Below are 23,518 nucleotides of genomic sequence, written 5' to 3' on the forward strand. Positions count from 1 at the left end.
AGCCTTGACCTCGCTACAACCGAGCTATCCCTCCACGCTGCCGCTCGCCAGTATCGTGAAGGGCGACAATCCCCGCCGGTATTTCGACCGGAAGAAGCACGAGGAGATGGTGGCTTCCATCCGGCAGCGCGGCATACTCCAGCCCATATTGCTCCGGCCGAAGGACGACGTCTATGCCATCGTCGCCGGCGAGCGTCGGTACAGGGCAGGGCTGGAAGTCTATGGGCTCGACGGCGAAGTGCCGGTCATCATCCGCGTGATGACGGACCAGGAAGCGCTCGATGCCGCGATCGCCGAGAATGACGACCGTGACGATCCGTCGGAGACCGAGCAGGCCGATGCCGCCGTCCGCTACCTCGCGGCATGCAACGGCGACCGCGCCGAGGCCGCACGGCGACTGGCCTGGTCCCGCGCCAAGCTTGATCGCCGCCTGGCGCTCGCTGAACTCACCGACGCCGCTAAGACCGCCCTCGATGAGCGCCGGATCAAGGTTGGTCACGCCGAACTGCTCGCCGTCATCCCCAAGGACAAGCAGGACACGGCCCTCGACACGATCCTGCGCCTGAATCTTGACGTGAACGATACGCGCAAGGAACTGATGCGCATCACGCATAGCCTCGCGAGCGCCTGTTTCGACAAGACCGAGTGCGCCACCTGTCCGTTCAACTCGGCGGCGCAGCAAGTCCTTTTCGAAACCCATGTCGATGATGGCCATTGCACCAATCCGGGATGCTTCAAGCTCAAGACCGAAGCCGCCGAGGTGATCCGTTTCGAGGAAGAGGAGCGCGCCGCGAAGGCGGCCAGGAGAGCGATGCCTCCTGCTGCCGATGATGCCGACGCTGATGCGCAGGACGATGTCACCGTCGAACCCGCGCCATCGATGGATCTCCAGCCGCAGCCGGAACGCGGCGCCATATCATCCAGTGCTGTCGAAAACCGCGAGCCTCCCCCGCCACGCACTGCCGAGACCGTGCCGGCCGCGTCGACGGCGCATAAGCCGACCGTCACGGCCAGGTCGATCGCGACCCGAACCGCCGAGCTTCGCGAGGCGACATGGCGAACCGCGCTTGCCCGTGCGCTCGCGGGCAATGCTGTCCACGCCCGGACCACGATCCTTGTGGCGGCGATGTCGGGCACGCTTTCGCAGATCAAGCCCGACACGCTGACGTCCCGCGCTGGCATCCTCGTCGGCGCCTCGTTCCCGGACCTCGACTTCAAGGGCAAGATCGCGGAAATCCGGGCGCTTGCCGATGCGCGGGCCGCCAATGTGCTGGCCGTCATCGGCGGCGCTTACGCCAAGGATGTGCTCAGCTTCGATCATGTCGCGGACCTTGCGAGAGTGTTCGAGGTCGACTTGCGCGAGACGTGGCAGGTCGATCAGACCTTTCTCGAGCGCTACACAAAGGAAGAGCTCAAGTTCATCGCCCAGGAATGCGGCCTGATCGCGCATGTCGGCGAGAAACGGTTCGCCAAGCTGCTCGCATCGAAAAAGACCGAGCTTGTCACCAGCATGCTCAATCGCATCGGGTTCGATTGGGCGGGACGTCTGCCGGGCTGCATGACGCTCGATGGCGCCTATGGACCGCCCCCGGATCGTGCTGCCCAGCCGGCCGACGCTCCCATCTCGCAAATCGCCGCCTGACCGACACCCTCACCCTTCCAGACAAGGACCAACGCCCATGTTGATTGCCAACCTGCTGCCGCTTCTCGCCAACTATTCGCTCGGTTTCGATCTTGTCGCCGGCCCCGACGATACCGTCACGCTGACCGTCATTCCCCGCAAGGCGGAAGGCGCGAAGCACGGTCTCGAATCCGGCGAGACCCGCCCGATCTCGATCACCGCAACCGCCGTGGAGATCGATGCGGAACTTGGCCGTGGATCGGACGGCGCACTCGGCCAGCTCATCGCTACGCGCAAGACCCTTGCCGACCAGATCGCCGATCAGCGCCAGGCGGCCGAGGACGCAAGGATCGCCGCAGCGGAGGCCGCGAAGGCCAAGGCCGCCACGAAGGCCGCGACAGCAAAGACGACGGTGCCTGTGAGTCCTCCGAAGCTCCAGCACGCGGTCACCCCGCCGGTCGACGCCAAACCGGACCAACCCGCCACCTTGTTCTGACCGGACTCCGCTCAAATCTCGCCACGACCCAAGCCGGGAGTTTTACCTCATGCAGATCAACCATCTCACCCGCGCGTACCGCTATGACGGCATCGACCTTCCGGTTCCGCCGCATCTCGCCAACGATCCCGACGGTCTGCGTGCCTACCATGCCACGCTCTACCCCGCGGTTCTCAACGCCGAGATGGTCGACGCCGGCGTGTCGGGCGGCGCTCACGTCACCGAATACCGGCGCGCCGTCGGCACCAAGGGCTGACCGTGGCGCGCGGCAGCAGCGCGGCGATCCCGTCCGCAGTTCGTAAAACGCTCATCGAATGGATCGAGCCCGGCAATGGCGACACATCCGAATTCACCCAGCCAATCTGCAGCGAGCAAACCCAGGCGCTCCACGCGTGCATCCTTCTCGCGTCCGGGGACGGCGGGAGCAAGGCTCCCAGGCCGCTCCCGCCGCCACCGGGCCTGCGCCTTCCACCCCTCGGCTGACCTCGCGGGGCGGGCCGTTGCACTGTCCGGCGACATTCCCGCCCTCTTCGATGCTCCACTGGCGTCCCATCACAAGCTGATAGGCCGCTGGGCCACGTCTCGGGAAACGACGGCTAAACGCTATACTCGCGACCAGGCGCGCCAGCGCATCGAACGACTGTTCGACAAGGCGGTGCTCGACATTCTGGGCTCCGTCGAATTCGCGGACTTCAGGGTCGCGGTTCTTCACGGGAACGAAGGTTATCCGCCGGCTATCGCGGTGATCTGCGACAGCATGGGGCAACTCGACCTCGGATGGATCGAAGACAGCGATGCGCCCATTCCCTGGCGCGCCGCAGCCTACAAGGCCCTCGACGATATGCTGGGCCGCGCCCTTCCGATCTTCGGCTACCAGGACCTCTTCGATGAAATCTCTATGTACTATTGGGACGGCGCGACCGATGATGAAACCGCGCGGCAGTGGATCGTCGAATATCAGGGCATGGATCCTGACGATATCGAGGAACTCACTCTGCCATCCAACATGGAGTCTCGCCGACCCGATTGGATGATCGCGGCAAACGCGGGGGCATCGGCGGAACTTCCGAACGGCTTACACCGGAAACTGGAGGAACTCCGCAAGGCGTACGCCGCTCTCGGGAAACTCCGACCGGAGCGCAGCGCCTGGCAATTCGATATCGAGATTGCCCAAGAGTATCTCCCCGGCATCGAGGAATGCTCGACATTGCCCCCGCTGACGCTCGTTCCGGTCGAGCAGTTCGCACGCGAGGTCGATGACGTCGGACGCCACGGGATGGAATACGGCTTCATGGACATCGCCGGCTTCTGCCCTTTGCCAGATTCAGTCCCGATCGACGACTGGTTCGCGTCCTTGCGTGTCGGCGCGCGGTTCCTGCTCGCCGCGCAGGACCTGATCCAGCTCGATCCAGCCAACCTTTGAGGTTCCTTATGTCCGACCACCGCACCCAGTTCGAAGCGACCGCCGGCGGCCTCGCGCTGACCAACGCCATTCTCCTTTACCGCAGCCAGCCGATCCGCAACGCCAGTCCCTATGCCACCGCTCGCGCGGGCGCCGCCGCATTCGCCAGCATCCATGCGATCGAGCATGACGATGAGGGAAAGCCGATCATCGGCGCGGGCACATCGCTGTCGCGCGCGCATCTGCGTCAATGGACCGAGGCCCTGGGCCGGACCGCTCTTCCCGAATTCCTGCCTGACAATGTGCTGGTCGCTCATCCCGACATGCTCGCATGGTGGATCCCGACCCAGGTTCGCCCGGCCTATTTCGCTCTCACGGATCCGCCCGCCGGCCTGCAGGTGCTCGCCGCGCGAACCACTATGCCGGTCCCGTATCCGCCGCATCTGTTCATCGCGACCCGATCGGGGTTCGGCGTTTACGCCTTGCCGGCAAACGAACGCCCCGGCATCGATACCCCGGTGCTGCACTCGCCGGTGCTCAATGTCTATCTCGACGGGCAACTTTGCTGGGGCAACATTCCGAAGCCAAAAACGCTGACGACAGCCTCCATCCCGGAATTCGAGCGCGGGGTGTTCGATAGCTGGTCCACCCACCCCAATCCCGGACAGGAACTGACCATCACCGGCAAAGGTGGTCTGGTTCGGCTCTGGGACGACCTCGCCGCGCGCAAGGCGAAGCGCTTTCCGGTCAGGCGTCTCAGGCCATTCGATCCCGGTCGGACACGACAGGCCTCCCGGCGAGCAACCCGGACCGATCCGATGACTCTCGGAAAGCTCATTGCGAGAGGGGCGAACCAATGACCGTGCTTGCTGACGATCCCACTGCGGCCGCGGTCCTTGCCGCCGTGCCCTGTTATCCGGTTCCGCCGCAGGGGCGATCGCCGGCCCTCGACGCGCTGCGCGCTGCCCGCGCCGGGCGCGGCCTTGCGATCGGGATAGACGGCGTCATGCTCGTCCTGCGCCGGCCCTGGCTGGAACTCGATTTCCCGATCACGACGCCGCTTTCCCTCCACGTGCCCTATGGCAGCACGGGCGCCTGCCGCGCCGAACTGCGCTGCGGGCTCATTCCACGCGAGCATCTCGATCATATTCTCGATCATTTTCGCGCAGCCTTGCCCAATGAAGCCGCGGCGTTTGTTCTCTGGAACGAAGCGACCCGGGAATTCGCAGTGGAGTTTCCGGTCATCGACGAAGCCACGCCCTCGCGCCTCGTCTACCGCACGCCGGTCCCGCAGCCCGATTGGCATGTCCTCTGCGATTTTCACAGCCACGGGGTCGGTCCCGCCTTCTTCAGCACCACCGACGATGCCGATGACGCCCATGCGACGAAGATCGCGATCGTCGTCGGCTGGCTCGGTGACCCCGGCGGCCCGGTGATGCTCGCGCGCCTTTGCGCCGACGGCATGTTCCTGCCGTTACCACGGAGCCCGTTTTCAGGAGACCGTCATGCCGACTGACCTCACGGATCGTCATTATCTGCCCGCCGGGTTCGATAATCGCACGATCAACATCCTGCTGGTCGGTTGCGGCGGAAACGGCGGGCAGATGCTGATGGGACTCGCCTCGCTCGACACCGCGCTGCGCGCGATCTCCTCGCGATCGCTGCATGTCGCCGTGATTGACGACGACATCGTGACCGAAGCCAATCTCGGCAGGCAGCCATATTACCGGGGCGACGTCGGCAGTTCCAAGGCCCGCACGCTCACCGAACGGATCAACCTCGCACACGGCCTGGCCTGGCAGGCAGTGCACGGCCGCGCCCCTGAAGCCATTAGTATGGATGGCGCCGACATCGTCATCACCTGTGTCGACACGGCATCGGCCCGCCGCGCGATCGGTGCCGCGCTCGCCGAATGCGGGACCGTTCCCGCCTATTGGATGGATCTCGGCAATCGCGCGAGCGACGGGCAATACCTCATAGGCTCCCCGGAGCACCGTTCCAACAAGCACCGCCATCGCCTGCCGACCGTGCTCGAATATTTCCCCGAACTCGCCGACGAAAACCTGCCCGACGACGATGCCCCTTCCTGCTCGGTCGCCGAAGCGCTTGAACGCCAGTCGCTGTTCGTCAACCGCGTCGTTGCGAGCCATGCCCTGGCGTTGTTGTTCGACCTTCTCGGACGCGGCTCCATCGGTCACGCCGGCGCATTCCTCAACCTCGCCAGCGGTCAGGCCGTCCCGATCCCGTTGCCGCGCGGCGACTGAACCTACCCGCATCACCCCGTGTCAGTCGGCCTGCACCGGCCGGAACCGCACGCCAGTCCGGCGGAGCGGCGGGAGAATCGCGCCTTCGCAAATTCACACAAGGAGACCAAACATGGCGTCACTTTCCCAGAGGGGCTGGACCCTTCATTATACCATTGGCCGGGTGCTGGCCGCCAAGGTCAGGCCGGGGGATATCGTCCCCATGCCGGGTGGGGCCAACGATTTGATGGTGCTCGGCGGACGCGCCCCGCAGCGTGCCAACGACCGCGGCAGCGTGTTCGTGCGCGATCCCCTCGCTGAGACCAGTGATTGCATGGAAATGCCGCTCCGGGCGCTCGGAATGGTTTGGATCAGCGACGCCGGTGGCTGGTCGGAGCTCCCGGCATGAGAGGGTTTCATGTCCATGTCTATACGACGATCAGAGTCAAGGTCGCGGTGACCGCCGATGATCATGCGGACGCCATGCGGCAGGCTGACGCGATCGTCGGACGCGGGATATTCCCCGTTCGTCTCCTTCCGAACGCCGCTGGTGTGCTGGAGGCGGAGCCGGCTGAAGAGGTCACCGGCTATCTGGTCGATGAAACCGACGATCCCGAATTCGAGAACAGCTGCTCTTACGATGCCGAATACCGGCCTTGCGGCGCGGGCGACAGTCCGGGCTGCGCCTAGAAAGGGGGAGAGGGAACAGGGGAGGGTGCTCCGCATGATGGAGCAGTCTGGAGAATCCCCATGCAAATCGAACTACGGCGTATCTCCTACAGCGCCGCGCTATCGCAGGAAACCGCGGCTTTCTCGGCGGAAGTCTGGATCGAAGGCGAACTCGCCTTTCATGCCCGAAACCAGGGAACGGGCGGAGCGGACTTCTATCACCAGGTTGGCCGGTGGACCGTGGCCGAGGTCGATGCCTGGCTCAAGGCCAACCGGCCGGTGCGCACCCTGGATGAAAATCTCGGCTGCGACCATGATCTCGAGATCGAGGTAGCCGACCTTCTCGCGCGCGAACTCGAGTCCCGGCGCCTAAAGCGCCTTTTACGCACCAACATCGTCACGATCGAAAACGATCAAATCCTGCAATATCCGCTGCGCAAGCGGCCGCTCGCGATCGTCGCCCGCGCCGTGTGCGCCACCAATCCCGCCGCGGTCATCGTCAACGACGCCGGCGACGCGGTGTTCGCGCGCGCGCTCGACCTGCTTCTCGCCAGCCGCTGACATTCCAGGCCGGAGATCGTCATGACCGACAGTTTCGATCCCGCCGATGCGGGATGCTGGATGGCGCGCGGCCGTCCGGCTCATCACGCCCATGCGTTGGCCGATGCCTGGCGCCGTTTCCCCGACCTGCCGAACGATGCGCCCCTCGACGCCCGCATGGCGCGTTCCCGCGAGCGGGTTCAGGCGCTTCGTCCCCTCAACGAAGCGATCGCCCAGGAAACCGAGCGCCAGCGCGTGGCCGCGAACTTTGCCTGCATCGAGCGCCAGATCGCCCAGGGCAGCACCGACAGCCGAAACCCCGCGATCCTCCACGGCCGTGACGTCCATGGCTATGGCTGGGATGCTGCCGTCGCCTACGCCGACGGACTCTACGCTGCCCGGGCGGGATGGGAATCCAGGCCGCCGTCGCCGCCACGACCGGGGGATCCCGATGTCCGACGACCTGCCTACCGCCACGGATTTCTGGATGGCGGCGGCCAACCAGACGACATTTTCGACGTCGCCCGTCGAGCTTTCGCTGCCACACCCTCCGAGCCCAATCGCACCGAGAATGCGCAGCCGGGACGGCCGCTCCCCAGCGAGTGGTCGCACCCCACCGACGTCCCGGCACCGGCATCCTGGCATCGCCGCGTCCTTCTGCTCGGCGCGACTGAACTCGCGACGGGCACAATCGGCATCCTGGCCATGCTACGCGAACGACCCGGACACGAAGCTATCGCGCTTTATGCCGTTAGCGCCGAAACCGGGCTCCGCCCCTTTTCGCTCTCGTCCGGGCCTACGCCTGCCGACGCGACGGTGACGCGCCAGACTCTGCGCCAAGGCGACTATTCCGATATTCTCGTCGTCGTGGACCCCACTGAACTCGAACGGCTCGATGCGGACGCCGATATCCTCCCGCTCACCCGAACAATGGAGCGCACGCGCAATTCGGCGCTGCAACAGCGAGCCCAGTTCCGCCTCTGGCTCGCACGAGGCCGAGCGCCCGGCGATCAATTTGCCGGTGGCCATATCCGCTGGAGCAAGATGGCCGCCGGGCTGTCGGGCCGCCTCGGGGATTTCACCGCGCGCTATGCCGGTCCGGCGCGGCCCCGCGGCCACCGGATCATCGTCGAGGACATGAGCGGCAGGTTGGCGCTCGGATACCGCACGCCGCTCGGCCGCGAACTCCAGCCCGAGATCGTGATCGGCAACAAGGCGCATGCCCGGACCGCGATAGCCGATCTGCTGCGCCAATATGCCGCGTCGCTTCGTCTCGGCTGACCTGACGCCTGAAACGACGCCCGACCCGGGGCTTCCCATCACGCCCTGATCCCCGACCAGCCCGACACGCTTGTGGGCCGCCGCGCTGCGCCCGCGAACCCACCAAAAAAGGAAGCATTCCATGCGAAACAGTGCATCCGCGCTGGCTCTCCAGCTATGCCTCGACTTCGACCAGCCCGCCAGACCGCCCGATCCAGCGCCCGATGCAGCGATCGTCTCCCAGCTTTGCGAGCCCACGCTCTTCTCGCTGGCACCGGCGGAGGTGCTTGCCGATCCGCCTCCGGCCGAACCCATCGATTTCTCCTTCGCCGCCGGTCGGGTGCTGGCGTCGTCATGGAAGGGCCGCGCGCAGGACAATATCGAGGCGATCCGGCTGCTGAACCTCTTGGACCGCGAACAACGAGGGGCGACGCCGGCCGAGCAGGAAGCCATCGCGAAGTTCATCGGCTTCGGCGCCTCCGAGCTTGCGAACAATATCTTCGCCGATCGCGCGGGCACATTCCGCGATGGCTGGGAGGAACTGGGGCAGGGCCTTGCCGCGGAGACGACCGATGCCGAACTCCAGTCGCTCAAGCGGGCGACGCAATACGCCCATTACACGCCCGAATATATTGTCCGCGCCATGTGGGATGCCGCCCGCATCCTCGGCTTCACCGGCGGCCAGGTTCTGGAACCCGGATGCGGCAGCGGCCTGTTCATGGGGCTGCGGCCCGACTGGCTGGCGAGCGACACGATGTTCGTCGGCATCGAGAACGATCCCGTCACCGCCCGCGTCGCGAGCGCGCTCTATCCGGGGCAGATCATCCGCTGCATCGATTTCGACAAGGCTTCGCTGCCGCGCGACTTCGACCTCGCCATCGGCAATCCCCCGTTCTCGAACCTCAGCATCCAGAACAAGACCAGCCTCGGCCGGCTTGGCCTGTCGCTCCACGATTTCTTCATCGCGAAATCGCTGGAGCATCTTCGCCCCGGCGGCGTCGCCCTGTTCGTGACCTCGCGCTATTCGCTCGACAAGAGCGACCCCAAGGCCCGCAGTCATATTGATACCATCGCCGATTTCCTCGGCGCGGTGCGTCTTCCCGGCCGGGTCATGCGGCAGGAAGCGGGCACCGATGTCGTCGTCGATATCCTACTCTTCCGCAAGCGCGAGCCAGACAACCTCGGCGCCGGACACAAGTGGATCGATCTGGCCGATATTCCCGATAGCGACGAGGGCGAGGGACCGCTGCGGATCAACCGCTATTTCCTCGACAATCCTGGTCATGTCCTTGGGCGCCATGAATGGAAAAGCGGCCAGTTCGGCATGGACTATCACTGCGCCGCCGAGCCGGGCATCGACCTTGGGCAGGCTCTCATCGCTACCCTGTCGGGAATCGCATCCCGATACGAAGGCACCTGCCGCCCCATCCATCGCACGACGTCGCTGCGTGACCGGGTCGACGTCTCGCTCGACCTTGAGATCGGTACGGCGGCGGATGAGGCCGAGTTCAAGGAAGGCAGCTATCTCGTATCGGGCGGCGTTCTGCACCAGATCGTCGACGGCATGCCGACCGTCGTCGATGTCAAATCAGGGCGAGGCACCACGGGCCTGTTCGCCAGGCACGCCAGTATCATCAAGGCGCTGATCCCGATCCGCGATGCGGTTCGCGCGATCCTGCGGGCGCAGCTGAACGACCAGCCCTATGCGGCGTCCCAGGAGAAGCTGCTCGCGCACTATCGGCAGTTCACGAAGAAATACGGCCCGATCAACCGGACCATCACCAGCATCCGCGCCGATCCCGACACCGGCGCCGAGAAGGAATATCAGCGCCGCCCGAACCTCCAGCCTTTCCTTGACGATCCCGACGTCTGGCTGGTCGCGTCGATCGAGGCCTATGACGAGGCGAGCGATACCGGCACGCCGGGCGCGATCTTCACCGAACGTGTCGTCAAACCGCCAGTCGCCCATGAAATCCACTCGGCGCAGGATGCGCTGGCGGTGTCGCTCCACGAGCGCGGCCGCGTCGATCTCCCGCTGATCGCCGGCCTGCTCGGCGTCACCGAGGCCGAGGCCCTCGCGGATCTCGCCGACGACGTCTATCTCGACCCCGTCCGCACCACGCCCCATTTCGACAACTGGGTTACGGCGGACGAAGCCCTGTCAGGACCGGTGCGGACCAAGCTCGCTCTTGCCCGCGAGAATGCCGAAGCCGATCCGCGCTTCCATGCCGTCGCCACCGCGCTCGAAGCGGTCCAGCCGGTCGACCTCAAACCCAGCGAGATCACCGCGCGTCTCGGCGCGCCCTGGATTCCTACCAGGGTCATCGAAACCTTCGTCGCGGAGATCATGGAGGTCGAGACCACCATCTATCATACCGTCGATATTGCGAGTTGGACCGTCGACAAGCTCCCATTCGCCGGACATGTCAGTTCCACCTCGACCTGGGGCACGGCGCGCCGCGGCGCCGCGGACCTGCTCGAAGATGCCCTCAATTCCCATATCCCCAAGATCTACGATGTTCACCGCGAAGCTGACGGTTCGGAGCGCCGCGAGCTCAACGTCACCGACACCGAAGCCGCCAAGGAAAAGCTTGCAGGCATCAAGTCGACCTTCGAGACCTGGGTCTGGCAAGACAGCGAACGCGCCGATCGCCTGGTCCGCATCTACAACGACGCCTACAACAACCTCGTTCCCCGGACGTTCAACGGCAGGCATCTGACGCTTCCGGGCGCGTCGACCACCATCCAGATGCGCGACCATCAGAAGCGCGTTGTCTGGCGGATCGTCGCCGCGGGCTCGACCTATGTAGCTCATAGCGTCGGCGCGGGCAAAACCTTCAGCCTGTGCGCCGCCGTGATGGAGCAGCGCCGTCTCGGCCTTGCCAACAAGCCGATGATCGCGGTGCCCAATCATTGTCTCGCGCAGATCGCGCGCGAGTTTCTGATGCTCTATCCCACGGCGCGCATCCTTGTCGCCGACGACACCAACTTCATCAAGGAGAAGCGGCGGCGGTTCCTGGCCCGCGCGGCGACCGGCAACTGGGACGCGATCATCATCACCCATGATGCGTTCAAGTTCATCCCCACCCCGGCAGCCTTCGAAAAGCAGCTGATCGAAGACCAGCTCGCCAGCTACGAGGTGCTGATCACGGGCATTCAGAGCGACGATCGCGTCTCGCGCAAGCGGGTCGAGCGCCTGAAGGAAGGACTCCAGCGGCGGCTAGAGAACCTGCAGGCCCGCAAGGATGACCTCGTTCATATCGGCGAGATCGGCATCGACCAGATTCTGGTCGACGAGGCCCAGCAGTTCCGCAAACTCACTTTCGCGACCAATCTGGGCGACCTCAAGGGCGTCGATCCCGCCGGCTCGCAGCGGGCATGGGATCTGTTCGTCAAGGGCCGATACCTTGCCGACATCAATCCCGGGCGCGAACTGATCCTGTCGTCGGGCACGCCCATCACCAACACGCTCGGCGAGATGTATACGCTGCAGCGGTTCATGCAGCCCGACGAACTGCACGCCAAGGGCTTGCACGAGTTCGACGCCTGGGCCGCGAACTTCGGCGACACGCGCACCGAACTCGAACTTCAGCCGAGCGGCAGCTACAAGCCGGTCACGCGCTTCTGCGAATTCGTCAACGTCGCCGACCTGATGGCGATGTACCGCAGCGTTGCCGATGTCGTACTCAAGGACGATTTGCGCCAATATGTCCGGCTGCCCACCATCAAGGGTGGCAAGCGCAAGATCATCGTCGCCCAGTCCGGGGCGCCCTTCAAGGCCTATCAGAAGGTGCTGGCCGGACGCATCAAGGCGATCGAGAACCGCAGCGGGCGACCCCAGAAGGGCGACGATATCCTGCTTTCGGTGATCACCGACGGGCGGCATTCGGCGATCGATCTCCGCTTCGTGGACCCCATGATGGGGAACGAGGAGGGCAACAAGCTCAATCTCCTGATCGAGAACGTCCATCGTATCTGGCGCGATACGGCCGACAATCGTTACACCGACCCGGAAACCGGGCGACCTTATCCGCTGCCCGGCGCCGTGCAGATGATCTTCTCCGATCTCGGCACCGAGAACGCCATCGAGACACGCGGCTTCTCCGCCTATGTCTGGATCCGCGAGCAGCTGATCGAGATGGGCATACCGGCCGATCAGATCGCCTTCATGCAGCATTATAAGAAGAACAGCGCCAAGCAGCGCCTGTTCAACGACCTCAATCAGGGGCGCAAGCGCATTCTCATCGGCTCCACGCCCACCATGGGAACGGGCGTCAACGCGCAGCAGCGCCTCAAAGCCCTGCATCACCTCGACGTTCCCTGGATACCCTCTGATATCGAGCAGCGCGAAGGCCGGATCGAGCGCCAGGGGAACCAGAACGACGAAATCGAGCTATACGGCTATGCGACCAGTGGCTCGATGGACGCGACCAACTGGCAGATGCTCGAAAGAAAAGCCCGCTTCATCAACATGGCGATGTCGGGCGATCGCTCCATTCGCCGGATCGAGGATGTCGGCTCCAACGTCAATCAGTTCGCGCTCGCAAAGGCGCTGGCGTCCGGCGACGATCGCCTGATGCGCAAGGCTGGGCTCGATGCCGAGGTCGCAAGGCTCGAACGCCTGCGCGACGCGCATATCGACGACCAGTATAATATCCGCAGGACCATCAAGCGAACCGCGGACGCCATCATCGACGGCGCCAACCTGATCGCGAAGCTGGAGGCCGATATCGCACGCCGGGTTCTTCCGCGTCACGACGAGGTCCTGTTCGATTGCGGCGGCACCATGGTCACCGACCGCAAGGCCGCCGGCGAACGCATTCTGAGGCAGGCCTTCGAATTGCGACTGCACGGCGGCCAGGCCCGGCAGTTGCTCGGCACCGTCAACGGCATCGATGTGGAACTTTCAGGCTATGAGGCCGTGGACGACGATGGCGAGCGCGGCATCCGCACGTCTGTCGCGGCACTCCACCACGGCGAGCGTAACGCGTTCGAAGTATCCGACAAGACGCGATGGACCACGGCGCTGGGCCGGCTCGAATCCTCCATTCTCAATCTCGACGCCGAACTTGCCGCCGTGCAGGCCGATCTCGAAGCGAACGAGCGGCGCCTTCCGGCCTTCGAGGCGCGTCTCGACCAGGAGTTTCCCGACGCCGCCTTGCTCGAGGACAAGTTGCGGGAACTCGCGGAACTGGAGGCTGACCTGGCGACGACCAAAGGGGAGTTCGAGCCGGGGAACGATGAGGACGCAATCCTGGCACCGCCTTCGAGCAACGAAGGCGCTGAGGTTCCGCAAGCGGCCTGACCGGCACCAGTCATAGAGCGAGACCTGTTCCACAGGCGTGAACGCAATTTCAGGAAAGCTGGTCGGATGCCTGCCAGTCTTCCCGTCCATGACGGACGCCGAGGATCAGGATGTCCTGTCCTTCGATGATATAGACGACGATATGGGACTTGTAGGGATGTGCCCGGACCGGTGGTGAAATTTCCGCGCGCGCTCTTGCCGAATAGGGAAAGTCGGAGAGAAATCCAAAAACCCGATGCAAACCGGCCTGATATTTTTCCGCGACGGCTTCTCCTAATTCTCCGACGCCGCCGACATATATACCGATGAGATCCTTTTCGGCGTTACGCGTGAGTCTATAGGCCATGACCGACGCCTGCGCGACGCCGGGCTTCCTTCATCATGTCATCGATGGAATTGGGACTTATGCCGGAGGCGAGAGACTCATCGACCATGGTCTGCATGGCTGCGATCTTCTCCCGCCGCTCCTGGTCGCGACGGATCAGGTCGCGCACATAATCGCTGGCATTGCTGTATCTGCCTGTCCCGGCCTGACCTTCGACCCATTCCTTCATCGCATCGGGGAGGGAAACATTCATTGTCGCCATGGGAACACCTCTAAGAGACTATATGGCATATTTGGCAAAGATTGTCAAAATCAGGCGGGCAACGAGAGCCGATCATAGACAAAGCGCATCTCTCAGCGTTGTCCGTATGCCTGCGGATGAGCGCACCGGCGAACCCACCACGATCCCGCAGCATAGTTGAACACTGGCCGCGGAAAAACCCGCTTCGCCAAACCTCTGTCCCATCTCCAATCGAGGAGTCACCCGCATGGAAATCACCTTCCACTTCGGTGCCGCCAGCCATCCCGTCAGCTGGATCCTCCACGCTGCCTACGGCTCCCACTATGGCGTGGCGCTGGCCGCGGCGCACACCTGGCATGAACGCATGATCGCCTCCGCGCGAAACGGAACCCCGGCCGGCGGTCAATTCGTGATCGCGGTCAAGGATGATGCGGTCGTTCGGACCGATCTCATCTTCGACGCCGATCATTTCCGGCGGCACCAGGAACCCGACGATTGCTCCTGGTTGTGCCAGTTTCAGTCCTTTCCCCTCGCCATTCCCGAAACCGTCAAGCAGACCGTGACAGAGGCGCTCCGGCGCGAACTGGTCGATGTCGGCTTCCTGATCCCTCGCGCCCAGTGGGAGGAACGATACCCCGAGCAAGCCGAGATGCTGCGCCAGTTTCGCCAGGCGATGCAAAACCGTCTCGGCCCACCCGAGGATGAGGGAATGGACGCACCATGAGCCGGCACGAACTCGATCCGCTCGCGCAAGCGGCCAGCACCCATGGCGCATTGAGCATCGCCATTGGATGGGACGCGCCCCTGAACAGCTATTTCGCGATCGTCCAGCGGGAGGACGACGATGTTGACGATGATGATCGCGACCTTCTCTGGATCGGAACCCGCTACGGCGAAATCCTGGAGCCAGCTACCGTGATCGACGTGGTCCGGCCCTTCGCGGCCATCCGCGATGACCTGGCTGCGACCCTGGGCGCCGATCGCTTCCGCGAGGGCAGCCGCCTGCGTGCGCCCTGGATTCGCTGAAGAGGATCAGCCTGTTTCTGACGTCTCGACGAGCTGACCGATCAGGGTGACGGCGAACACAACCAGGAAAGTCGCCCACGGCATGGACGGCAATAAAGAGTGGAGGGGGAAGCAGGGAGAGGAGCAGGCGAGTGTGTCCGAAGGGACCACGGACCACCAGGCTCTCCCTTCTTCGGAGACATTTCCCATGACCACTCCCAGATCCGCGCCATGGACGGCGCAGGAAATCGCCATTCTGCGCGCCTGGTATCCGGCCGAAGGACATGGCATCGCGCCGCGGCTACCAGGCCGCAGCGTCCATGCCCTGCAGGTCAAGGCCAACAAGCTTGGCTTGACGACGGCCCATAGAAGCTCCGCGCCCAAATCGCGCCTTCAGGGTGAAGCCCTCGATGAGGCCGTCAGACTGCGCGAGGTCGAAAACTGGTCGTTCAGCGCGATCGGCAAGCATTTCGGGGTCTGTGAGGCCAGCGCCTCCAACGCGGTTACGACGGCGCTGTGTGTCCGGCGTGGATACCGTCCCGCGGAGCGCGATCAGCATGGTCGCCTGACCGTCGAAGGTATCGAGCGCCTACGCTATGCCCTGAAGAAGGGCCTCAAGGGCATCGACATCCAGTTGCGCCTCGGCGTGTCGGCGGCCTGCGTTTCCGAGCAGCGTCGCCGATATAATCGGGAACTGCTTGCACGCGGCAAGGCGCTGCTACCACCGCCCGGAGGCGGCCAGGCCTATAGCGGCGCCAGGCTGTCGCCGGCGAAACGCAAACAGGTCGAGCAACTCTTCCTGCAGGGACTTGGCACCCAGAAGATCGCCGAGCACACCGGCGTGTCACGGACGAGCTGCACACGCATCAGGACCCGGCTCTTCCGCCGCCTGCGCCGCAGGGGCGAAGTGCTCCCCGGATGCGATGCCGCCGGGGTCCGCCATGTCCATGCCGAGAGCGCGCGCTTCGTCACCGATGAGCAGAAAGAGCTACTGCGCGCGATGCTCCTCGATCGCATGCCCGTCCAGCGAGCCGCGCGCGAACTCGTGATCGGCGCCTCGACCGCCTATCATCTTCGCGATGCATTTGCCGCTGAACTGGCCGCGGAGGGTCAGGCCCTGCCGCCTCCCCGGCGGCCCGGCCGGGTTCGCCGCACGCCCGTGCGCAATCCGTCCTGGCCTCCGGTCTCGTCTCAGGAAATGTACGCGTTCCGGCGTCTCCTCGGCACGATGGGCTTCGCCGAGGCGAAAGCGCATTGGCAGGACACCCGGCGCGAGGCGGCAAGGGCCGCACGCGAAGCCGCCGCGATGCGCAAGCTCAGTTTCGAGGAGCAGCTTGCCAGGGTCGCATCCGGCGAGCTGGGGATCACGAGCGGTTTCGTCCGGAACCACCTCGAGCCGCGGTTGCCTGTGCATTCGTCGCCGCGAAGCCGGTGCGAAACCCTGATCGACGCCTGATCGGTCGACCGTCATCGTCGCCGTTCCATATCGGCCATCCCGGTCTGGCATGGTGGCGTGCGTCTCGAACGCGTTGCCCGTTCTCGATGTGCGCCATGCACTTCGCGAACCTGGGTCTGCCGGCCCCTGGAGCCGCTGACGTGCGGCCGTCAATCAGGACATCATCATGACTCCTCACGAACGCCACGTCGCAGACGTGACCAGGCTGTTGCGATCCTGCGCCTATTGCCATGATTTGCACCGACTGTTTTCGGATTGCATGGAGGCGAGTGCGATCAGCATCTCCAACAGCATGGATCTGCGCAACCGCGAAGCACGCGAGAAGCGCTATCTCGATATCGTCGGCCAGTATGAGCGCGATATCGTCGAGCTTTTTCCTCAGGTCTTTGCGGAGATCATGATGGCGCTGGAGGCCGAACCCCGCGATGCGCTCGGCACGGTGTATAACAACCTTGAACTATCGAGCGCCGACAAGGGGCAATTCTTCACGCCGTGGCCCATATGTCAAATGATGGCAGAGGCGACGCTTGGGGGCCCGAAGCTGATCCAGGATCTGATAGCGTGCAAAGGTTTTGTGCGCGCAATGGAACCTGCCTGCGGCGCGGGTGCAACGGTTATCGCCCTTGCACAAACCATGCGCGCGCAAGGCATCAACTATCAGCGGCACCTCCATGTGACCGCCGTCGATATCGACGCGCGGGTCGCCCACATGGCGTATATCCAGTTCAGTCTCCTGCACATTCCTGCCGTGGTGGTCGTCGGAAACTCGCTTTCACTCGAAATACGCAGCTACTGGTATACGCCAGCGCACATCATGGGCGGATGGTCGGCGAAACTTGCACGGCGCGATACCGAGCTGATGGCAACCACCGGTCCAATCGAGAATCATCCCGTTCCGATGGACATACTTCTGCCGCCGTCCACAGTGGAACGCCCGGAACAACGTGCCGCGCCACGCCAGCTCAGCCTCTTCTGAGCCTGGCATTGCGACAATGAAATCGAGAAGACCATCGGCATGCCCAAGCCGCTGATGTCCCCCGGCGTTGCGGATCCCGCGACCACGACCGGGCGCGATCTCCGCGCAATTATTCAATCACCCATGAAGAAGGAGATTGTGATGAAAGATCATCCGCGATCCATGCACCTCGATTTGCTGGCGCGCGCCAGGGCTGCGCTGGCCTCCCATGCCGAAGGGGACGCCGACATTGCGGAGATCATCGCCGACCTCGATACCGCAATTTTATCGATCGACCGGGCGCCCGTGGCCTGGTCCATTCCCGTCTATCTCGCCACGATCGGGCATGGCCACGGAACCACCAATGTCGTCGCGGTCAGTTATCGAGGGCTGCAGGTGCAGGTCGCGACCTTCTGCCGCTCACAATGGGGCGAAATCAACGACAGCCGCGATCCGGGGTCCCTCGACGATGCCATGGTGATACGCGACTATTTCAACCTCCATCCCGAAGACCAGCTGACCAGCCGCATGGAATGGATCGATCCCGACTTCGGCTATGATCCCGAACGCCTCGAGATCGGGAACTATATCGCCTTGTCCTCCAGCCATATATCATGGCCGACGACGGAAAAGATCGACGAATGGATTACACTCGATCCGTGCCACCGTCCCGTCAGCATAGCCGATACCCATTATGGCTGGGTCATAGCCACGGCTCCGTCCTCGTTCGGGGATAAATCGGAAATACCGGCTGATCTCTTCCATGCGCTGACATTCGCGCGAGGACTGGGCTGCAACTACCTGATCCTGGACCGTGATGCTTCCACGACCGATCGGCTCCCCTGTTACGAATGGTGACGGTCTGATCGAGGGGGAGGGGGGAGAGATTGAGGCGGGCGTGTGGATGCGCCCAGGCCCCAGGAGTAGAACCTCATGTCCTATGACGCCGCGTTTCGCTTTCAACAGGCGCTCGACCCTTCCGCGCTGACCACGCTTGCCGGAGGGCTGAACGTCCTGATCCAGGCAATCGACGAGTGCCATCGCAACCAGGTCGATGCGGAGTGCGATCCGGCGGTTCTGCTGCTGGCGCGTCATCTCGGCAACATTGCGACCGAGAACCGTCCGTCCCAGGCCGAGTTGCGCCGTGCTTGCGTCGAAGCCGTCGGCGCTGTCGAACGCACGCCGATCCTGGTGACGCTGGCGCGACGCGGCGTCGACTATGACAGCGACGCGAAGGCCATTTTTCACAAACAGGGCCGCAAGGCGATGACGCGGCTCGCCAAGGCGCTCGGTCTCGAACGCGGGCAATTCGAGTTGCGTTCCAACATGGCGGGTATCGCCTGCTCGGGCGAAATTACGATTCATGCCGCTCATCTCTATATCCAGTTCGATCTGGGCTGCATGGGACCGGGCTACGAGGTCATGTTCCGCACCTGCTCGGGGACCAAGGACTATGTCGGTGGCCGCAACCATTTCGCTTCCGTAGCGGAACTGATCGAGCCTGCCAGGCTCGCTGAACGTATCCGCCGCGATCTCGATCTTCCCCAACCGGACGCCGCTGCGACCCGGCTCTTCGCCTGAGGACAGTCACCATGGAAATCATCGTCACCCGTTCCCGCATCGCGGGGACGCTGCCGCACTATGCCTATCGCGCGCTGGTCCCCGCCGACAAGGTCACGGCCGAACGCCGGGCACTGACCGGCACGGTTGCCGGGCCACAACATGTCGGGCGTCTCCCATGCGTCCGTATCGCACCGTTGCTGGCGCCCGACCGCTATTTCACGATGGCGCATGCCGAGCGAGCGGAGTTCGCCTCCGGCATTGCCGCCCTCGGGCGCCGGATCGAAACCTTGATCATCCAGGCCAGCTTCCCGGAGATGACCGCGGCCTTCACACCCATCGTCTTCCAGCTCGACTCCGATCCCGGCGACGCCTTCACCTGGATCGACATCGACGACCTGACGTCCGCTTTCGATCGTCTCGAGCCGAAATACGGCAACCTCACCGCCTTCGATCTCGGCCTTCGTCAGGACGCTGGCCGCTGCGCCGCCTGATGCGCGCACCGATCCCGCATCCACATTACCCGGAGAATTCGACATGGATATTTTCGTCGCCAACGGAACGCACTTCTCAGCACCGTCGAAGATCGCGAGCTATCACGCCAGCGAACACGAAGCACAGATCGCCGCGACCGATATGGTGAACCAGCTCCGCGCCGACCTCGATGCCGAGGGCTTGCCGCCAGTCGATACGAGCAGCTGGCAATTGGGGCTGGTCGGCGTGCAATTCCGCCACCTCACCGCACAGAGCATCGAAATTGCCGACATAGACCCCGATGATCTCGCCGAAACCGCAGGCTTCAATGTGTGGATCGAAAAGGCCGAACTCCAGGGGATATCGGTTCTCGCACTTAACGATCGGCAACTCTCGACCGTGCTTGCCGCGTTGCGCGACCACCAGCGACGCCACTGTGGGTCCGATCCTGACATTGCCAGCAATCTCGGCCGACACGAACCACTGAACCCGGACGAGATCGAGGATCTTTGCATGCGGATCAATGGCGCCGAGCAGCTCCCTCTCGAAGCCAATATCGTCATCACGCTTGATGGCGGTCTTGTTCAGGGTGTCGTCGCCGACCGGCCGATCACGGTGCGCATTGTCGATTACGATGTCGAGGGCGCCGATCCCGACGGCCTCCTCATGGTCCCACAGGACAATGGCGATCCCGTCTCCGCATCCGTCAGCTGTTGGGCAGTTGAGGGCGCCTGCATTGATCCGGAATGGATAGCCCGCCTCGATGCAGCCAATGCTGCGGACCACCGAGCCACGAAGCAGATGACGGCGGAATGCCTGCCATGAGCGTTAGCGGAAACCCGCGGTGAATGAGGTCGGCGTCGAATTCGCCTGAAATGGCGGTTGAGCCGGCCACCTAGAAATCCTGGTGCGACTGGTCGGACGCGCCGGATCGCATGACCCCTTGCGGGTCGTTTCCGACCGCAGCCCTCTACAATCTGGAGAATTTCTGCATGACCACTTCCGATATCGATACCGCAACCGCAGAGCAGCTCGCTCCGGTTGCCTATGCCGCCATTCAGCGTCTCGGTCAGCTCGGCCGCACGGGCGCTGTCGCGCTCGCCGCCCTGGTCGAAGATGACGACGCCGATTTCGAGGAGGGGGCCTCCTGGATTGGCGATCTCGCCGCCGGAGACCTGCGCGAATAGCTCCCCGACACCGACATTCCTTGTTTTCCATGAAGCCCGGCCATCGCGCCGGGCTTCATGATTCCGGGGAACACAGATGCACCGCTTCGCCCCGAAATCTGATGACCGCGGGGCCCTCGAAAGGACGATCGATGATCAGCTTTACCGCAACCTATAGTCCAGAGGACAACAAGATCCGCATTTACGCGTCATCGCGCCTCGATGCGGAAACCTATGCACAGGTCAAGGAGGCCGGATTCAAATGGGCTCCGAAGCAGGAGCTTTTCGTCGCTCCCAGGTGGACTCCGCAACGCGAGGACCTGGCCATCAAACTGGCTGGCGAGATCGAGGCGGAAGAGATGACCCTGGCCGAGCGCGCCGCGATGAAAGCTGAACGGCTCGAAGATCTTGCAGACAAGCGCCATGCGCAATCCAACGCCTTCGCACGCCGCGCAGACGAACTGTCGCAGGCCTTCTATATGGGCCAGCCGATCCTGGTCGGCCATCATAGCGAACGTGGGGCGCGCAAGACCCAGGAACGCATGCACTCGGCCATGACGGCGTCCGTAAAGGCGGAAAAAGCGGCAGGCTACTGGCTCGGCCGCGCCAGCAGCGCCGAGCATTACGCCAGCAGGAAGAATGACCCGCGCGTCCGCGCCAACCGGATCAAGACTTTGCTGGCAGAGCTGCGAGACTTTCAGCGCGGCATCAATAGAGCCCATACGGCACTGGCGATCTGGGACGAAATCACGACCGACGAACAGATCCGCGACGCGCTCCGCAACAGGGATTCCCGTGAACTCTGGTCGGGCTATGATCTCTACTACAAGGTCGACAAGGGCGAGATCGCGCCCGGCGACGCACGGCAACAGTGCATCGACGGGGCAATGGTCACCGTCAATGGCCCCAACCGCCGCCGCTGGATCGAGCACATCCTGCACCGGCTCGCGTTCGAGCGTTCCATGCTGGGCGATGTGCCTCGCTATGATGGCGAGTTCACCCCGGTCATCATCCAGGCCTTTGCCCGCGAGCATGGCGCCGAAAGCCCCAAATGCACCGTGATCGCTGCGGGCCGTTTCCGGCTCGAAAGCCCGGTTCCGCTTCCGGCGCATATCGCGTCGGCATCCTCTCTTGAACTGAACCAGGATGACTGGCGCGACCTGATGCAGGCTTGCGGCTACACCGTGCCGGAGAGAAAGGCTCGCCGGGCGGGTAAGCCGGGCACAGTACCGCTGATCAATCCATCGCGCGAGCAGGCCGAACAACTTCAGGAGATATGGAACCTGCGCATGATCGCAGCCCGCAAGGGCAAGCAAAGTGCTGCCAAGCCCAACGAAGTCCGTGAGACGGAGCAGGCCTTTTATTCGGCTAATTCAAAGGGCGACTATGACGTGTTCAAAACGGTGGAGATAGCTGCCGACGGTCGCCCCGTGCGAATGAAATGGCAGGGGCATGAGCGCGTGCGGTCCGGCGAGCCTGTCGCCCGCATCCGTATCGCTGGGCTCGGCCTCCAAATGTACCAGCCGGACGCCGTCGTCGTCATCACCGACAAACCGGGCAAGCCGTTGCCGATCGACCTCGACGCTCTGGAAGCCGATGCCCGCCATGCCGCGGCCGAGGAGGCCGCAGCATGAAAACCGGCGTCTCTTCCCGGCCCGCAGAGCCATCACGGATTGCGGTCCAGCCGCGCAGCGTTTTCGCACAGGCTGAGATCGTGCCCGCTGCGGAAACCCAACGCCGCGTCATGCCGACGGCCAGTGTCGAATCCGCTCTTGAGACCGCTGCCTGCCTCTGGGAGGCTGTGCTGACATTGCGCGATCATCCCAGTTCAGACCCGGGCGCCATCGCCTTGGCGCTGGCCATCTGCGGAACCTGCAATGCGGTCGGCACAGCTGACCTGCGGTTGACAGTCGTGGGTTGGACCAGCGCGGTCGAGGCGGCGTGGAGCGTGGTTGCCGACAGTTACGATCTGTCTTTCGATTGGGATTACGTGCCAGGCTGGATCATCGATCATATCGACTGGTCCGATCCTGCTCATCCCACGATCAGGCCGGAACCCGTGCCGAAAGATCCCGATCGTGCTCCGACCGACGAACCAGTCACCGCCCAGCCGCCCGCATGGCGGCCGTCTGCCGACGAGGGGAACTGATCATGGGGCGCTCGGTATCCTATCCCAGCGGAGCGCATGTCGCGTTCGCACAGTGGGACGCGGGCTGGATCGAGGACGATGACGATCCTGACACCCGCCATTTCGATGAACTTGCCGCACAGGACGATTGGGACTTCATCGTCGCGGATTTTCGAGAGCAGGTGCTCGCACTCTATCCTTCGGCATGGTCCCATGACGGCTGGATCGACCGTGAAGACCGGATTGTCGCCATGAACGGCTATGCCCGCTTCGGCATTTCGGAATATTGTGGCTGCATCGCATACTGGGTGGTTTTGCGGAACGACATCGACGCCGGCCGGGAAGGGCTGGCAGAACAATGGTTCGACCGGATCGGGCCAAAATTCGAGCAGCGGTTCGCGACGCTTGTCCGTCTGGGCAGCTTCTCCAACGGAGAGTCCGTCTATCGGCGCATCGCCGCCTGACTGCCCGGTCAGCCGATCCCATTTTCGCCCATTCCTCGATCGCAGGATTCCGTCGACTTCCCGCGTCTCGACCGCGCAATTGCGCCATGAAGGGGAGGGGGCGGGATGTGGGAGCGACGATGAGATCGCTGCATTTCCGGAGACTCACATGACTTTCCCCACCACTATCCAAACCACGGTCGGAGATTCCCTGCTGACAAGGATCACA

The 23,518-nt window shown here is 63.7% G+C and carries 26 protein-coding genes; 24 read left to right on the forward strand and 2 right to left on the reverse strand.

All coding sequences use genetic code 11. The features are described 5' to 3' along the window. Positions 1 to 4: 4 nt before the first annotated feature. From BV95_RS00680 to BV95_RS00735, 12 genes are all read left to right on the forward strand, one after another. The gene (locus BV95_RS00680; protein WP_013846914.1) at positions 5 to 1,642 is read left to right on the forward strand and encodes a PRTRC system ParB family protein; all 1,638 of its coding nucleotides are present in this window, start codon (positions 5 to 7) and stop codon (positions 1,640 to 1,642) included. 37 nt (positions 1,643 to 1,679) lie between these two features. Further along, positions 1,680 to 2,117 carry a PRTRC system protein E gene (locus BV95_RS00685; protein ID WP_013846913.1) on the forward strand — a complete coding sequence of 146 codons (438 nt, stop codon included), beginning with the start codon at positions 1,680 to 1,682 and terminating at the stop codon, positions 2,115 to 2,117. Positions 2,118 to 2,166: 49 nt separating this feature from the next. Beyond that, on the forward strand, positions 2,167 to 2,373 hold the full coding sequence (locus BV95_RS00690) for a PRTRC system protein C (protein WP_013846912.1): 207 nt from the start codon (positions 2,167 to 2,169) through the stop codon (positions 2,371 to 2,373). 75 nt (positions 2,374 to 2,448) lie between these two features. Then, entirely contained in the window at positions 2,449 to 3,540 is a 1,092-nt protein-coding gene (locus BV95_RS00695) for a hypothetical protein (RefSeq protein WP_013846911.1), read from the forward strand. An 8-nt stretch (positions 3,541 to 3,548) separates the two neighbouring features. Further along, positions 3,549 to 4,379: a PRTRC system protein B gene (locus BV95_RS00700; protein WP_013846910.1), complete on the forward strand. Its 831-nt coding sequence runs from the start codon at positions 3,549 to 3,551 to the stop codon at positions 4,377 to 4,379. Further along, positions 4,376 to 5,035, forward strand: a complete 660-nt coding sequence (locus BV95_RS00705; protein WP_013846909.1) for a PRTRC system protein A — start codon at positions 4,376 to 4,378, stop codon at positions 5,033 to 5,035. The genes BV95_RS00700 and BV95_RS00705 overlap by 4 nt, the downstream gene beginning before the upstream one ends. Continuing rightward, positions 5,025 to 5,783: a PRTRC system ThiF family protein gene (locus BV95_RS00710; RefSeq protein WP_013846908.1), complete on the forward strand. Its 759-nt coding sequence runs from the start codon at positions 5,025 to 5,027 to the stop codon at positions 5,781 to 5,783. Before BV95_RS00705 ends, BV95_RS00710 begins: the two co-directional genes overlap by 11 nt. A 112-nt stretch (positions 5,784 to 5,895) precedes the next feature. Then, positions 5,896 to 6,171, forward strand: coding sequence for a hypothetical protein (locus BV95_RS00715; protein ID WP_013846907.1), 276 nt, complete (start codon positions 5,896 to 5,898; stop codon positions 6,169 to 6,171). Next, positions 6,168 to 6,452, forward strand: a complete 285-nt coding sequence (locus tag BV95_RS00720) for a hypothetical protein (RefSeq protein WP_013846906.1) — start codon at positions 6,168 to 6,170, stop codon at positions 6,450 to 6,452. Before BV95_RS00715 ends, BV95_RS00720 begins: the two co-directional genes overlap by 4 nt. A 60-nt stretch (positions 6,453 to 6,512) precedes the next feature. After that, positions 6,513 to 6,992 carry a hypothetical protein gene (locus tag BV95_RS00725; protein WP_013846905.1) on the forward strand — a complete coding sequence of 160 codons (480 nt, stop codon included), beginning with the start codon at positions 6,513 to 6,515 and terminating at the stop codon, positions 6,990 to 6,992. 21 nt (positions 6,993 to 7,013) lie between these two features. After that, positions 7,014 to 8,252, forward strand: coding sequence for a hypothetical protein (locus BV95_RS00730; protein WP_013846904.1), 1,239 nt, complete (start codon positions 7,014 to 7,016; stop codon positions 8,250 to 8,252). A 121-nt stretch (positions 8,253 to 8,373) separates the two neighbouring features. Then, complete coding sequence (locus tag BV95_RS00735) at positions 8,374 to 13,536, forward strand: lactate dehydrogenase (protein ID WP_013846903.1); 5,163 nt, start codon at positions 8,374 to 8,376, stop codon at positions 13,534 to 13,536. Positions 13,537 to 13,585: 49 nt separating this feature from the next. Here the strand turns inward: BV95_RS00735 and BV95_RS00740 are convergent, their stop codons facing one another. Then, positions 13,586 to 13,882 (reverse strand): type II toxin-antitoxin system RelE/ParE family toxin, encoded by a 297-nt coding sequence (locus tag BV95_RS00740; RefSeq protein ID WP_013846902.1) that lies wholly within the window; start codon positions 13,880 to 13,882, stop codon positions 13,586 to 13,588. After that, positions 13,872 to 14,123 carry a type II toxin-antitoxin system ParD family antitoxin gene (locus tag BV95_RS00745; protein WP_013846901.1) on the reverse strand — a complete coding sequence of 84 codons (252 nt, stop codon included), beginning with the start codon at positions 14,121 to 14,123 and terminating at the stop codon, positions 13,872 to 13,874. The genes BV95_RS00740 and BV95_RS00745 overlap by 11 nt, the downstream gene beginning before the upstream one ends. A 226-nt stretch (positions 14,124 to 14,349) precedes the next feature. Between BV95_RS00745 and BV95_RS00750 the strand changes: the two genes are divergently transcribed. From BV95_RS00750 to BV95_RS00805, 12 genes are all read left to right on the forward strand, one after another. After that, positions 14,350 to 14,826, forward strand: coding sequence for a hypothetical protein (locus tag BV95_RS00750; protein WP_013846900.1), 477 nt, complete (start codon positions 14,350 to 14,352; stop codon positions 14,824 to 14,826). Next, the gene (locus BV95_RS00755) at positions 14,823 to 15,128 is read left to right on the forward strand and encodes a hypothetical protein (RefSeq protein ID WP_013846899.1); all 306 of its coding nucleotides are present in this window, start codon (positions 14,823 to 14,825) and stop codon (positions 15,126 to 15,128) included. Before BV95_RS00750 ends, BV95_RS00755 begins: the two co-directional genes overlap by 4 nt. A gap of 187 nt (positions 15,129 to 15,315) precedes the next feature. Then, positions 15,316 to 16,563 (forward strand): hypothetical protein, encoded by a 1,248-nt coding sequence (locus BV95_RS00760; protein ID WP_013846898.1) that lies wholly within the window; start codon positions 15,316 to 15,318, stop codon positions 16,561 to 16,563. 166 nt (positions 16,564 to 16,729) lie between these two features. After that, positions 16,730 to 17,539: a DNA methyltransferase family protein gene (locus BV95_RS00765; RefSeq protein WP_013846897.1), complete on the forward strand. Its 810-nt coding sequence runs from the start codon at positions 16,730 to 16,732 to the stop codon at positions 17,537 to 17,539. Between the two features lie 39 nt (positions 17,540 to 17,578). After that, entirely contained in the window at positions 17,579 to 18,376 is a 798-nt protein-coding gene (locus BV95_RS00770; RefSeq protein ID WP_234703075.1) for a DUF5983 family protein, read from the forward strand. A 75-nt stretch (positions 18,377 to 18,451) separates the two neighbouring features. Further along, positions 18,452 to 19,099: a hypothetical protein gene (locus tag BV95_RS00775; RefSeq protein ID WP_013846895.1), complete on the forward strand. Its 648-nt coding sequence runs from the start codon at positions 18,452 to 18,454 to the stop codon at positions 19,097 to 19,099. A gap of 11 nt (positions 19,100 to 19,110) precedes the next feature. After that, a complete protein-coding gene (locus BV95_RS00780; RefSeq protein ID WP_013846894.1) occupies positions 19,111 to 19,572 on the forward strand; it encodes a hypothetical protein in 462 nt (153 codons plus the stop codon). Between the two features lie 43 nt (positions 19,573 to 19,615). Then, positions 19,616 to 20,377, forward strand: coding sequence for a hypothetical protein (locus BV95_RS24205; protein ID WP_013846893.1), 762 nt, complete (start codon positions 19,616 to 19,618; stop codon positions 20,375 to 20,377). Between the two features lie 167 nt (positions 20,378 to 20,544). Continuing rightward, on the forward strand, positions 20,545 to 20,739 hold the full coding sequence (locus BV95_RS00790; protein WP_013846892.1) for a hypothetical protein: 195 nt from the start codon (positions 20,545 to 20,547) through the stop codon (positions 20,737 to 20,739). A gap of 131 nt (positions 20,740 to 20,870) precedes the next feature. Then, positions 20,871 to 22,352, forward strand: coding sequence for a DUF3560 domain-containing protein (locus BV95_RS00795; RefSeq protein ID WP_013846891.1), 1,482 nt, complete (start codon positions 20,871 to 20,873; stop codon positions 22,350 to 22,352). Further along, positions 22,349 to 22,867 carry a hypothetical protein gene (locus BV95_RS24210; protein ID WP_013846890.1) on the forward strand — a complete coding sequence of 173 codons (519 nt, stop codon included), beginning with the start codon at positions 22,349 to 22,351 and terminating at the stop codon, positions 22,865 to 22,867. The genes BV95_RS00795 and BV95_RS24210 overlap by 4 nt, the downstream gene beginning before the upstream one ends. A gap of 2 nt (positions 22,868 to 22,869) precedes the next feature. Next, a complete protein-coding gene (locus BV95_RS00805) occupies positions 22,870 to 23,310 on the forward strand; it encodes a hypothetical protein (RefSeq protein WP_013846889.1) in 441 nt (146 codons plus the stop codon). The last annotated feature ends 208 nt before the right edge of the window (positions 23,311 to 23,518 follow it).

It is taken from the genome of Sphingobium chlorophenolicum, assembly GCF_000722875.1.
Classification (GTDB): Bacteria; Pseudomonadota; Alphaproteobacteria; order Sphingomonadales; family Sphingomonadaceae; genus Sphingobium; species Sphingobium chlorophenolicum.